Origin of the sequence: Enterococcus sp. DIV0691 (assembly GCF_051711145.1) — a bacterium.
GTDB classification, from domain to species: Bacteria; Bacillota; Bacilli; order Lactobacillales; family Enterococcaceae; genus Enterococcus_B; species Enterococcus_B hirae.
In genome coordinates this window covers 635296-648746 of sequence record NZ_JBIOLY010000001.1, presented here as the reverse complement: position 1 = coordinate 648746, position 13451 = coordinate 635296, and the positions used below count along the sequence as shown (strand labels likewise).

General features: G+C 36.5%; 11 protein-coding genes and 1 riboswitch. Of the genes, 2 read left to right on the top strand and 9 right to left on the bottom strand.

Annotation, left to right across the window (positions count from 1 at the left end):
• Nucleotides 1–85: 85 nt before the first annotated feature.
• A riboswitch (M-box (ykoK) riboswitch) is annotated at nucleotides 86–260 on the bottom strand.
• 219 nt (nucleotides 261–479) lie between these two features.
• Nucleotides 480–923, top strand: coding sequence for a nucleoside-diphosphate kinase (gene ndk, locus IGJ11_RS02905; protein WP_010719910.1), 444 nt, complete (start codon nucleotides 480–482; stop codon nucleotides 921–923).
• A gap of 113 nt (nucleotides 924–1036) precedes the next feature.
• Here ndk and IGJ11_RS02900 read toward each other — a convergent pair whose 3' ends face one another.
• Nucleotides 1037–1948: a helix-turn-helix domain-containing protein gene (locus tag IGJ11_RS02900; protein WP_207433013.1), complete on the bottom strand. Its 912-nt coding sequence runs from the start codon at nucleotides 1946–1948 to the stop codon at nucleotides 1037–1039.
• Between the two features lie 502 nt (nucleotides 1949–2450).
• Entirely contained in the window at nucleotides 2451–4526 is a 2076-nt protein-coding gene (locus tag IGJ11_RS02895; RefSeq protein WP_207433011.1) for an LTA synthase family protein, read from the bottom strand.
• Nucleotides 4527–4713: 187 nt separating this feature from the next.
• Between IGJ11_RS02895 and IGJ11_RS02890 the strand changes: the two genes are divergently transcribed.
• The gene (locus IGJ11_RS02890; protein WP_438772318.1) at nucleotides 4714–4860 is read left to right on the top strand and encodes a hypothetical protein; all 147 of its coding nucleotides are present in this window, start codon (nucleotides 4714–4716) and stop codon (nucleotides 4858–4860) included.
• Between the two features lie 63 nt (nucleotides 4861–4923).
• On the opposite strand, the gene IGJ11_RS02885 is transcribed toward IGJ11_RS02890, so the two are convergent.
• The 7 genes from IGJ11_RS02885 to IGJ11_RS02855 all read right to left on the bottom strand — a co-directional run bounded on the left by IGJ11_RS02885 (nucleotide 4924) and on the right by IGJ11_RS02855 (nucleotide 13359).
• Nucleotides 4924–5559, bottom strand: coding sequence for a hypothetical protein (locus IGJ11_RS02885; protein ID WP_053765869.1), 636 nt, complete (start codon nucleotides 5557–5559; stop codon nucleotides 4924–4926).
• Nucleotides 5560–5964: 405 nt separating this feature from the next.
• Nucleotides 5965–7515: a bifunctional metallophosphatase/5'-nucleotidase gene (locus tag IGJ11_RS02880; protein WP_207433009.1), complete on the bottom strand. Its 1551-nt coding sequence runs from the start codon at nucleotides 7513–7515 to the stop codon at nucleotides 5965–5967.
• A 478-nt stretch (nucleotides 7516–7993) separates the two neighbouring features.
• Nucleotides 7994–9274, bottom strand: coding sequence for an extracellular solute-binding protein (locus IGJ11_RS02875; RefSeq protein ID WP_063626665.1), 1281 nt, complete (start codon nucleotides 9272–9274; stop codon nucleotides 7994–7996).
• 24 nt (nucleotides 9275–9298) lie between these two features.
• The gene (locus tag IGJ11_RS02870; RefSeq protein WP_207433007.1) at nucleotides 9299–10597 is read right to left on the bottom strand and encodes an MBL fold metallo-hydrolase; all 1299 of its coding nucleotides are present in this window, start codon (nucleotides 10595–10597) and stop codon (nucleotides 9299–9301) included.
• Nucleotides 10581–11399: a carbohydrate ABC transporter permease gene (locus tag IGJ11_RS02865; protein WP_207433003.1), complete on the bottom strand. Its 819-nt coding sequence runs from the start codon at nucleotides 11397–11399 to the stop codon at nucleotides 10581–10583. Before IGJ11_RS02865 ends, IGJ11_RS02870 begins: the two co-directional genes overlap by 17 nt.
• Nucleotides 11396–12283 carry a carbohydrate ABC transporter permease gene (locus IGJ11_RS02860; protein WP_010719920.1) on the bottom strand — a complete coding sequence of 296 codons (888 nt, stop codon included), beginning with the start codon at nucleotides 12281–12283 and terminating at the stop codon, nucleotides 11396–11398. The genes IGJ11_RS02865 and IGJ11_RS02860 overlap by 4 nt, the downstream gene beginning before the upstream one ends.
• Nucleotides 12283–13359, bottom strand: a complete 1077-nt coding sequence (locus IGJ11_RS02855) for an ABC transporter ATP-binding protein (protein ID WP_207432999.1) — start codon at nucleotides 13357–13359, stop codon at nucleotides 12283–12285. Before IGJ11_RS02855 ends, IGJ11_RS02860 begins: the two co-directional genes overlap by 1 nt.
• Between the last annotated feature and the right edge of the window lie 92 nt (nucleotides 13360–13451).

Here is a 13451-nt window from a genome sequence, read left to right as displayed (position 1 = left end):
TTTTGTTTGTTAGGATTGTTTCAACACAAAAAGACCTTTCATCAAAAATTCAGCGAAAGGTCGAAAAAGCACATAAAAAAAAGCTTCTTTGATCTCATCGTTGAGTTTTGACACTGTACAACGTAAAAAGCAATTCCTTGCTTTTAGCTACCTTATGAAAAGCCTTGTCTCGACAATTCCTGTTCTACCCATTGGCGTCTCTCGACGTTTTTGGGCAGTAGCCTGTGTTTGTATAGGAGCCTCACCTAACAAATCCTATTTAGTTTTCCTTCGTAAATATAACAACTTATGCACCGATTGTCAAACTTATTTTTTGCTTTTTCCAAACATTTATGGTAAATAAATTGTTTTTGCTTGATGGGGTTAGAAAATTCTTATTGTACTTAATAGCCCGCATGTTGATCAGCTTTTTCACTTTGATTGTGGGTTTACTCAGACACCAGTATAATAAAGGTATAACAAAAAAAGGGGTGTATCAGATGGAACGTACATTGGTCATTATCAAACCGGATGGTGTCAGACGTCATTTAATTGGGCGGATCATCCAACGATTTGAAGAAAAAGGATTAGCAATTACTGAAATGAAGTTTGCAACAATGACAAAAGAACTCGCACAAGAGCATTATCATCACTTAAGCGGTCGGAGCTTTTTCGATGAATTGATTGATTATATGACCTCGGGACCAGTAGTCTATCTTGTTTTAGCTGGAGAGGATGTCATCGATATCGTCCGTAAGATGGTCGGTGCAACTAAAGCTGTAGATGCTGTTCCTGGAACGATTCGTGGAGATTATGCCTTACCTGGAACTGAAAATATCATTCATGCATCTGATTCAAGAGATGCTGCAACCAATGAAATCAATCGTTTTTTCCCATTATTCGATACAAAAAAGCAAAAATCTGAGATCGTTCATCCTGAATGACCAAACAGATTTGCTCTTACTGATAGTTGAGTGAAAGAGCAGAAAAGTACCTGACAGTTCGTTTAGTCAATGATTGTTGCAAGGTCTTTTCTACTCTTATTCACTTGTCTTACTTATTCTTGTTCTATATTGGCAATCTGTTCAAACAACATCATTTTTTTCTCTTCTTCTTTTATCACTTCCAAGAGTTTCTCTTCAAGACGTTTGCGCTCTTTCTTGCCTAGGGTATACTCGATGACCGTAAAAAAAGTATTCAGCTCTTTTGAAAGTGGCTCACCTAAGGCTTGTGCAATCAGCTTTCTGTAGTATTCTGTCATCAAACTTTCATAAATGATTGTTGATTTTTCTTTGTGTGCCAAACTGCGAGACATATCGAGGTTGATACTACGCGCTTTTTTGAAACGTTTTTTATCGATATAATAAAGCGTGAGATTCATTAAAAATGTAAATAAATAGTCTTCATTCAAAGAATCGGTCATTTGTCGCATTCTTTTTTTGATTTTCAAGTAATGATTATCTAGAAATGAATCACTGAAAATATAGGGATACTTGGAAAGAATATCTAACTCAAAATGACCATATTCCCTGATTTTCATAAAGTATTCTTCAATCGTGCGACACTCATATCCTAGAAATTCTAATTGCAACTCCCTTTTTCCATTCGTCTGCCAAAACATCTGTAGATTTAACATTAAATAGTATAAATCAGCTGTTTTTTTATATTGCTTTCGGTTGTTGGCAATTTCCTTATAAGGATCAAAGTTCTCTTCTTGGATTTTATTTAAAAGATGCCTACTTTTCTTCGTTTTTTTGGGTTCTTCAAGCTGATTACGTAACCATTCATATTCGGCCAAAGAAATATTTAAGCGTTCCAAGAAGGCTTTTAGTGTACAAAAAGAGATCTTCTTTACGGTATGATTTTCGATTCCTACTAGAGATGTTTTAGAACAGATTCCCTTTGCTAACTGTGTTTGTGTCAACTTTCGATTCACTCGAAGTTGCTTGATTAATTCTCCATCATACATAATTGATCGTTACCAAAACCAATAACTGAGTGAGTGCCATGTACGAAACAGTTGATCTTTCATCCTTCTTGTAACACTTCTACAACACGTATCACATGACCGTTTGTATGATAAGAAATGTTTAGCCAAAGTGTTGAAAAATAAATTAGCTGCTTGGATCTGTGCTTCTATATGTACATGTTCGTTCATTGCCAGTTGTTGTTTTGATTAAACGTTTCCCCTCCTTGTTGTTTCTGATTTTTATTCTTCGGTCAACCTATAGCTGACAAGTTTATCCTATTTTCCTTTTCTATTTTTATTTGATTCAACTGAATTCAGCCATCATTTTTTACACCTATCCAAATTTCCTCGGATTTTTCACTTCCAAAAGAATCGCTGTAAAAAATTTGTTTCCTTCACTAATTACATACGCTAAAATAAAAAAGTTTACGAATTATATAAAAAAAACTTCCAAAAAAGTGAAAACAAATCGACTTTTTTGGAAGTTTTATCAACTATTCATTTAATTATTATCATCTGTTTCTGCAGGGTAAAGGTTAGTCGTTGTTTTATTTCCATTTTTAGAATAAACACTCGTGGACTTGCTTCCTTTTTGTTTTTCAATGGTTTCATTTTTCTCTGCATCATTTTTATAATCATACTTTTTAGGATCAATCGTTTTAAAGTTATCTGGTACATAGAAACGTAATAGATTCTCTTGATTCAACTTATCAGATAAACTTAAAGCCGTTTTGACTTGATTCTGATCTTTTTCCACTTCTTTTTGGATACCAGCTTTTTTAGGATCAATGATTTCCCCTGTTTGGTTATCATAAGTTTTTCCATCTAAAACGGTATATTTAGGTGTCACAAAATTACCATTTCTAAAGGCAACCAACTGATCATGCTGTGGTGAAAGCAAATCTGTACCAAAATGGATATAGTCTTTATCATTGATTCCTACTAAGTGTAACAGGGTAGGTAACACATCAATTTCGCCACCATATTCATGATTGATCTCACCTTTTTTATAACCTGGAATGTGGAACATCAATGGCACTCGCTGCATTTGAGCATTATCAAAATCATCCCAAGTAGTAGGGTCTTTTCCTAAGGCTTTCGCCAAGTCTTTATTATCCGTATTGGATATTCCAAAATGATCTCCGTAGATGACAAACATCGAATTTTGATAGATACCGGATTTTTTCAAATACGTAAAGAATTGTTCCAACGATTGATCTAAATAATGAGCTGTCCGGACGTAATCATCTACTCTGCTATTGCCAGTCTTCAATGATGGGAAATTAAAATGTTTATCGTCTGTATAGTATGGCGTATGATTGGTTACCGAAAGAAACTTAGTATAGAACGGTTGTTGTAAATGTTCCAAATATTTAGCTGATTCTCTGAATAAGTCCTTATCTAAAATACCATATCCCAACGTTTCATCTGAACTATTGAAATAAGAACGATCAAAGAAGTTGTCATAGCCTAAATTTTTATACACATGATCTCGGTTCCAGAAGCTCCCGACATTCCCATGGAAAACCGCGCTCGTATAACCTTGCTGTTGCGCCAAGATTGCTGGAGCAGCTTGGAACGTGTTATCTGAACCTAACTCGGTAAACAAAGAACCTTGTGGTAAACCAAAAGTTCCCGTCTCTAACATATTTTCTGCATCACTTGTTTTTCCTTGTCCAACTTCATGGAAGAAATTGTCAAAGCTGATCGTTGATTGATTCTTATAGATACTATTTAAGAATGGCGTTACTTCTTGACCATCTACCTTCATATTGATTAGAAATTGTTGGAAGCTTTCTAAATGCAGGACAATGATGTTTTTCCCTTTAGCCACGCCAAATGTTGCTGGATTAGGAGCAGCATAATGATTTTCGGTGTATTTTCTCACTTCTTCCACACCATTACTACTTGCATGCGCACGAACACTACTTGTCATCCCAGTTTTGATAGCATCGTAAATAGTATAGGCATCGATTCCCAAATATTTGACGATGTAAGAACGGTCAAACGTCCGTTGCAACAATTGGGGACGATTTGCTTCACTAAGCGCTAAATTTCCTGAAAAAATCAACGCTGACAGACAAGTGACTGCGATCGCCACTGGTTTAGAGACTGCAGGACTTTTTACTGGTATTTTTTTAACAAACATCCAGATGATGAGTCCTACAAATACTAATATATCCAACCAATACAAAATGTCATGAGGTCTCATTAATGCAAAGGAACTTCCTGATAAACCTTGCGAAACTTTAGAAAAGCCTAGAATAGACTTTACGGTCACGAAATCTGTAAATTCTCGATAAAAAATAATATTCAAATAAAGCAAAAGCGTATTTAAAATATCAATGATTAAAAGAACAATCAATGCGGGTTTCAATTTTTTTATATATAATGCTAAACCAAAAAACAACAATGTCGTTGCAATTGGATTAATCCACAGAATAAAGTATTGGATGCTGCCTTCAACGCCCAATGAAAAATCAACGTAATAGGCAAAGATCGTTTTCAGCCAAAAGAAAAAACTAGCTGTCAAAACAATCAGCAAACGATTTTGGCACAATTTTTTCAAATGTGTCACAAGTATCACTTCTCTCTTTTATTTTTTTTTATTCTGCTCCTAAAAAATGAAAATTTCCTAAAAAAAGGGTTATTTTAAGATTTTTTTTAGAAATGAAGGGAGCAATTATGGATATCTATGCCAAAAAAAAAGAACCCCTCGGACTAAATATGTCCATCCTGAGGAGTTTTTGTTAGCTGTTTTTGTTTTGGTCAACCTGAACTACAATAGTTCTAGTTATCGAATGAAGCAAGAACAATCAGTCAAAGATTCAGCAGAAAACAGTAACTTAGTAAAAACAAATGAACTTTCATCATTTCAAATGAATGACTATCATGCACCTCTCAGTACTTGAGCTGGAAAAGACGGGCTGTCTCATCTATTTCCCAGTTTGTGTACTCTTACTAAAATACTCGTGTTACTTTGCCTTCTGTTGCTGACTTGCTTTGCTGTTTTTTGTGCTATTTTTAGTTGTACGACTCGATTGCGTCTTGGACTTACTTTGGGTCGTACTTTGAATTGTTTCCGAACGTTCAGAAGAACTTTCCTGAGTCGGCTCAACCTGAGTCGTATCAGAATTTTCTTTGACTTCTTTATTCATTTTTATCCAATCTTTCAGACGGGTACTAACAACCTCACGATTCACCTTATCTGAATAGCTGGTTATTACTTTTCCGTTCTTTAATCGAGCTAGTTTTTCTCCGTCATTGGTTAAAAGTAAGACGGTCAAATGTTTATCGTTGAATTGATATTGTCTTAACGAAATAGCACTTAAGACATCATCAATATTGATAAACTGATTACTTTCCTTGTCTTTTGGCAAATAAAGCTCTAATTCTCCCTTATCATAGTTGGCTACTATCTTGTAATCCTTCCACCAATAAGTAGAAAATTCTTTTTTAAATTTATCTACTGATTCTTTACTTGCAATGATTTTTTCTGTTTCTAGTTGAGCGATATCTGCTGTCATTTTTCCTGAAACTGCGGCTGATAAAAAAAGCAGTAAGAAAAAACCAACTAACCAAAAGAGAAGAAAAGGACGTTTTTTTCTCATACCTTTCTCCACTCCCATTCAAATTTGCCTATTCCATTATATACAAAAAATGAAGAGTAAAGACAAAAAAGTAAAAAAAGATATTAAATAACGGAAATTTTTTTATAAATAACCCATACTGATGGATCGTTTTATAAAAAAGGTTGTAACTAAATTTATAGTAAAGCAAATTTAGAACGTTTCTAAGATCATACTTTCACCAAAAAAACGTTATAAGTACATTGAAAATAACCTGAAACTTACAACACTTGAGACTGTTAATCATTTACAACAATTACCTTTTGGATTAGTTTTGATAAACAATTTTGTTAATTGCATGCTTCGATTTATTTACCTTCGTTTTGGCTTGCTCTTTTCTTGAATAGACTTGAATAGACAAATTTCACTAATTTCTGTCCCCCTTGTTTACTTGATTACCCGAAAGTTATGATTTACTTCAGCATGAATTTGTTGATGTTTTCTTAAATAATCAGCAATCAGTTCAGTCATATCGATTTGGATTTCACGAATGATTTTATCGGCAGAAAACATGTGATAATTCCCACCACCGACCGCTCTGTACTGATTCATGACTACTTCCAGCTCTTCCTCAGGATGGATCGGTTTGCCTGCTCTGGCTAATTTAGTGATCCTTTGCCCTACTGGTTGACGTAAATCGATCTCATAATCAATGCCCTCATACATGTCATAATTATAATACTGTGGTTTAGGTTCAATGAACGCAGGATTAAATACGATCTCGCCTGATTCTATTGCCAAGAAGTTTGCTGTTTGTTCTAAGGCATCTCTTAGATCCTGCCCTGTAATTTTAAGAACTGCTAAAGTATTAGGATAAATATAATTGGTAATAATTTCTCTCATTGTAATAGTTTCATTGAATCCTTGACCTTCATTGTTGAACAGAGCCGTTCCAGAAATCGATACTCCGCTGGCAGCCATTTGCACCCGATTAATAAACTCAATATAAGGATGTTCCACGATTCGTGCTTGCATCGGATCAGTGATTTTCATGTCTCCTTGTACCTCTCCCACTGGTTGATCAAGCCATGTTTGCAATTCATTTTCTGTTTTTTGAACAAGTGAAAGAATGTCTTCATCTGCCTCGTCAGTTACTAAGGAAATCAGTTCTGCTTTTCCGTCCGAAACACGATAGCCATTAACCGTTCGTTCCAAGGATAATTCGATTTTACCTAAAAATTCGCCACGATAGCCCGGTTGGATAATCGGCACACCATTTACCTTCGCAGCAATCACTCGATGTTGGTGCCCAGTAATCAACGCATCCATCCCAGCTACTTCTTGGAGTAGTTGGAAGCCTTCATTTTCGCCAGTCAATGCTTCGGTGGGTTCGCCAGTCTCTAAATCTCTCTCGAATCCACCATGATAAGCTACAACCACTACATCTGCTAATTCTCTAAGTTTAGGTACATACTGTTTTGCTGCTTCAACTGCAGAAACAAATTGTAGGTCTTTAATTGTTTCAGGTTGTTCCCAATGGGGGATATATTGCGTGGTCAACCCTAAAATCGCCACTTTGATCCCTTGTTTTTCAATCATCACATAGGGCTGTCCAAAATAAGGATCGCCTTTGCTCGTTAAAATATTAGCAGATAAGACAGGATGATGATAACTAGCGATAGCTTGTTCTAAGTAAGATAAGCCATAATTAAATTCATGATTTCCTAATATACTAGCATCCACATCCATTTCATTTAAGACACTTGTTAATTCTGAGACGTGGTGATCTTGTTGTTTTGCTAAGTAGTAACTAAAAGGTGACCCCTGAATGAAGTCACCGTTATCAATGACATAAAGAGGGTCTGGGCTAGTTTCTCTGATTTGTTTGATCCTACTGGCAATTTTTGCATAGCCATAAGGTTGTTCTTGATCCGTCGCATAGTTCGTTGGATAGATATATCCATGGACGTCACTAGTTGCTAACAATGTTATTTTCATACTTGTCTCCCATTTCATGAGACTGAACCAAAACTTGCCTCAGTCTCTTTTAGTCTCTCTAAAAACGAATAAACGGTGTTCAAACATCAGCTCCTTGAAATAAGCCTGAATTTTTCAAAACATGAGAAGCTGTTTCAAAAAATTCTTTCTTATTGTCATCAGAGCTACCCGATGTTTTCACGACCTCTTGCTAAACGGCGTTCAAGAAGCAACTCCTCAACAATAAGCGATGATTTTCTAAAATATGAGGAACTATTTTAAAAAATCCTCTCTTATTCGCTCGGAGCTAAACGCTTCTCTCACAGCCTCTTGTTCACAGCGAGACAAAAGCAGCATCTTCGAAAAATAAGCCGAAATTGACCCAAAATTTGAGAAGAAAATTTCGGAAACTCCTTCTTATTTCTTGATGTTAAACACTTTTGTCACAACCGCCTAAAGCAAACAAGCTAACGTTCTTAACGTTCTTTCGTTCGATTGTTTATTGATTCCAAGCATCTTCCAATTGAGGAACGGAATCTTTTATCAGTTTCTTCGTATCTTGATTCGTATTCGATAAAATGTTTTCCATGATCGAACGTACCTCATTATAAGCAGGATCTGCGTTTTCAATCACAGGGATCGAGAATAGATCAGAAGTAGCTGCTTCTAAATATTGTGGTACTTTTGTTTCTGTAGAATTCTTGTATTCATCACTTTCAAGAACCGATTCAACGATTGGCATATAACCAGTCATATTTGCCCAATACAGTTGGTTTTCCGGTTGCGCTAAAAATTTCATATATTCAAAAGCAGCTGTGCGTTTTTCAGCACTGGCACTACTGAACATATAGATATCCGTTCCTTGTTGCAAATTGATTTTTTCAGGACGTGGCGCAACGCCATACTCAAATTTTCCTTCAGTATCTTTTTTCACATAACCTTCTCCAGCAATCGAGCCAACAAACATTGCCACTTGTTCATTTGCAAAAGGACCTGACAAGTACTTATCCGATCCAGCAATTCGGAAATAACCATCTTTGACGCCCTCAGCATAGTAATCGATCACTTTTTGTGATTCTTTCCCATCTAAAGCTAAGTCTTTGTCAAAATCAACACCTTGATTTTTCATACCGATCGCATAGTAGTTATTCAATGAATCAAACCCAGCACCCACCACTTGCCCATCTGATTTTTCATAGATCGTTTTTGAAGCTTCTTTTAATTCTGCTAGTGTCGTCGGCACTTCAACGTTATATTGTTTTAATAGATCTGCATTGTAGAAAAGCATTTCCGTTGATTTGTTAAAAGGGATACCATATTGCTTGTCATCAATTTTAGCACCTTCTAATAATGAATCACGGATTTCTTCCTGATCCTTCCAGCCAATCGTATCATTTTCGATATAAGGGTTTAAATCAACCAACATCTCATCTTGAGCGGCATTCCATAGCCATCCTGGATAAGCTTGAGTGATTGTCGGCAGATCCTTAGGTGAAGGTAATGTCGAATTGATTTTTGCTTGAAGATCCGAATATTGCGATTGATTTTGCAACTCTACCTTGATATTAGGATTTTCTTTCATGAAGTCATCTGTAAGTTTCGTTAATGCTTCTTCTTGCGCACCATTCATCGCATGCCAGAAGTTGATCGTTGTCTTTTCATTGATTTCTGTTACGATATCCTCACTTGAACTATCTACCTTTTCATTCTTTCCACAAGCACTTAACGCAAATACTGCTGCTGCAGCCACAAACACAGAAGCCCATTTTTTCATTTTCATCTTCTTTTTACTCTCCCTTTTCTCTTATAAAATAATTTGTTCGCCACGTTTTGGCAAAATTCTTTCTCCATAAGGATTGACTAATTTCTCGGGTTTTAACGTATGGATCGGCACTAACACTTTTGGTTGTATCTTGTCGATGATTTCAGCTAAATCAGCCGGAAACGCGTGTCCAGACAGCGATAATCGAACAAATTCAACTTGCTTTTCAGCTAAAATCTTTAAAAAGACAGCATATTGTGGATCAAAATCTCCCAATGGTTGGGCATCACTATGAATGTATAAACCTCCTCCTTGCAAGTTTTCTATATTATCAACGACTTGCCAAACAAAAGTTGTTTCATCGTTGCGTAAAACTTCGTAGGGATATTCTAATTCTGACTGAAGAATCGGAATGACTGGACTATCCGTTAAATAGTAATAGGGCACATCCATTCCTAGAACTTCTTTCATTAATGCAGCCATATTCGCTTCTAAAACCATCGTTCGCGGGGATTGTTTCACCAGCATTTCAAAGCGTTTAAGGTTTGCTGGGTACCCATTGAAAGTAATTTGACGATTAGGATATTGATCGACCAGTTCACAAAAGCGCTGAACTAGCTCTTCTTCCGTAGCAATTGGCGTTTGTTCGCTTATTTCTCGGTCAGGAAAACTGATGCTGACGCCTTCCATCATCAATAAGTCAGTCTGAAATGATTTTTGACAAAACGTTTCTGTCATTTGCCGGTCATATCCATGAAGACGCAAGTCACCAGTGTAAGTCAAGAATCGGTCAGGCGTTTTGATTAGTAAAGCAGCTGCACCATACGCATCATGATCGACTGGTAGAATCTCCACACTGATTTCTCCGATCTGGACAGTTTCATAAGGAGATAATCCATTCATTTCACGTACAAACCCTTCTTTTTCAAAAGGAGAAGGAATCAAGAAATCGTTGTTTCGATGAAGGGAATGTAAGATTTGCTTCGTTTCATTTAAAGTGTATAAAGGAATTGCTGGATCAAGATAATTGATCATTTTTGAATGATCTAAATGAGCGTGAGATAAGAAAACGGCTGTATGCTGATACGGCGCTCTTTCTCCTGCTTGTATGTGCTGTACTTGATCAAACAGCCTTGGATCATATAATCCATTCAAGTCAGGAATCAATCGATGCTCAAGCAATGTATTTAAAGATTCATCAGCTAAGTCTAATTCTGGACGGTACTCTGTGCCAAAATCAAAAAAGATGTGTGAATCGCGGTAGGCAACTTCAATGATCGTTCCACCGATCGTTAAGATTCCGCTATGGAAAGTAATCACTGTTTTATCCTTTGATTCCATTTTTCGCCACTCCTCGTATAATTTCTTTTCTAAAAATCAAATAAATAATCAAAATCGGGATAACTGTTAACGTCGCCGCCGCCATTTGTAAATGAACGTCACTCCCACTTTCAGAGGTAAAAGCGGCTAAACCATTATTTAACAGGCGGAATTTTTTCTCGTTCGTCACAAGCAGTGGCCATAAAAATGAATTCCAACTTGAAATAAATGTCAAGATACCCACCGTGACTAATGCTGGTTTAGACATCGGCACTAAAATTTTCCAAATATACTCTAGATCACTGGCACCATCGATTTTAGCTGCTTTATAAAAGGTACTGGAGATACTCTTTAAATACCCGTTCAAATAATAAATATAAAAAATACTGGTCAAGAAAGGAATGATCAATGCACTATAGCTGTTTAGTAATCCCATTCGTGAAATCGTATTATAATTCGTAAAAATAATGGACTCATAAGGAACCATTAGTAATGAGATCATGATCCCGATAATCAATTTTTTAAAACGAAATTCCAGACTTGTTAACGCAAAAGCCGCTAAAACAGATGTGATGACTGTAGCGATCGTAGTTACTAACGAAACAAAGACGGTATTGAAGAAATAACGTAAAAATGGTGCTTTTTCAAATACCTCCGTATAATTTCCCCATTGAAATGATGTTGGCAGTAAGGTTGGCGGAATACTCGTTGCCTCACCATATGTCATCAACCCAGCTAAAATCATATAAATAAATGGAAAAATCGTTACGATCCCTAAAATTCCGATAAATAGCAATGAGAGTCCTGTAACAACTTTTTTCATCCTCTTCTCCCTACTTTCTTCAACAATTTATTTTGAATAAATGTGATCAGTAAAATGACGAGGAACAAAATGACCGTCGCCGCCATAGCGATCCCTGGTCGACCAGCGATGTGGAATTTATCGTAAATATAAAAGACCGCTGTCGTAGCACTTTTGGCGATCCCTGGCTGCCCACCAAACAAAGCATAGACTTGAGTATAGACTTTAAACGCTCCGATGATGTTAACAGTTAATAAGAAGGTGATCGTTGGGATCAATTGAGGAAACGTGATCCGACTAAAAATCTCCCAAGCATCTGCTCCAAACATTCGAGCAATTTTATAATGCTCTTCGTCAATATTTCTTAAACCAGCCAATAAGATAATGATATTGAATGCGAGACTGGTCCAAACCCCAAAGATGATCAACGTTGTCATACTCATCGAAACATTATCTAACCAGTTGATTGATTCAAATCCTAAAAAATTCAGCAAATAATTAATGAGCCCATAGGACCCGTTGAAAAAATAGCGAAAGACGATCCCGATAGCAATCGTACTTGTCACATAAGGCATGAAAAAAATCGTTTCAAAAAAAGTCTTATGTTTCACTTTTTCAAAGATCACCCAAGCGATTCCCAGTGAAAGGAGCAATGAAATAGGAACAACTGTAAAAGCAAACAATGCGGTGTTTCTTAATGCTTTGATAAAGACTGGGTCTGACAACACACGCTGATAATTCTCAATTCCTGCAAATTGTTGATTGATTAAGGAGCCTTTTTGAAAGCTCATCGCTAGTGAACGGAACAACGGATAGATACTGAACAAAACAATAATGACCAATGATGGCAGTAAGAAGAACCAAGCTTTCGGTTGATTTTCTGGATCATATGCTTTTTTGAACATTAGTACACCCGCTCCCCTTGGTCATCGAAAAGAAACATTTTATGGTACTGGAAATCAAAAGAAAGTACCGTATCTTCTTCGATGAGCTTTTCAATACTAACGATCGATTTCAGACGTTTCGCAGCGAGCGAAAAATTCAAAATCTGTTCACGTCCGATCAATTCAACTCCAGAAACTTGTACTTCGAACAATCCGTTAGTCGTTGGAAAAACGTCTTCTGGTCGAATCCCTAAGATATATTTTCCATCTACTAATGGTTTTCTTAATTGAGCGGATTCCAGTTTCGTCAGAGGAATTTGAAAATTCGTATGGCTGATTTTCCCTTCACGAACATTGACCTCGACCGGTAACGTATTGATGATCGGGTTACCGATAAAATTGGCAACAAACAGGTTAGCCGGGTCTAAGTATAAATTCTGCGGAATATCATTTTGTTGAATCACACCTTCATTCAGTAAAATGATTTTGTCACTAATCGAAAGTGCTTCTTCTTGATCATGCGTCACAAAAATCGTAGTGATTCCAACTTCTTTTACCAAACGACGGATTTCTTCTCGTATCTTTAATCGCAAGCGTGCATCCAAATTACTTAAGGGCTCGTCTAATAATAAAACTTCTGGTTTCTGGACTAAGGCTCGTGTAATAGCCACACGTTGTTGTTGTCCACCTGATAAAGTCCCTGGTTTTTTATCTTGGAGTTCTTCGATATTCGTTAGTTTCATATATTCCTGTGATATTTTTTTAGCTTCCGCTTTTTTGATTTTGTTTTCGCCAACCGTCAATGGAAACATAATATTCTCAACCACAGTCATATGCGGGTATAAAGCATAATTTTGAAATACAAAACCAATATTCCGATCTTTCGGTTCCGTTCGTACCACCGACTCTCCACTAAAACGAATGTCCCCATGACTAGGGCTTAATAACCCCGCAATCAAATTCAAAATCGTTGATTTTCCACAACCACTAGGGCCAAGCAAACAAACCAAATCCCCTTTTTCGATTTGAAAATCAACAGACTTCAGTGCTTCAAACCCATTATCGAATACTTTCTTCAGATTGATAACCTCAATCATTTTTCATAGCCCCTCACGTAATAAAATTTCTTTTTACAGGTGTTAATAATTTCTACCTTATAATCAATGCTAACGCTTCTATGTGTAGATTG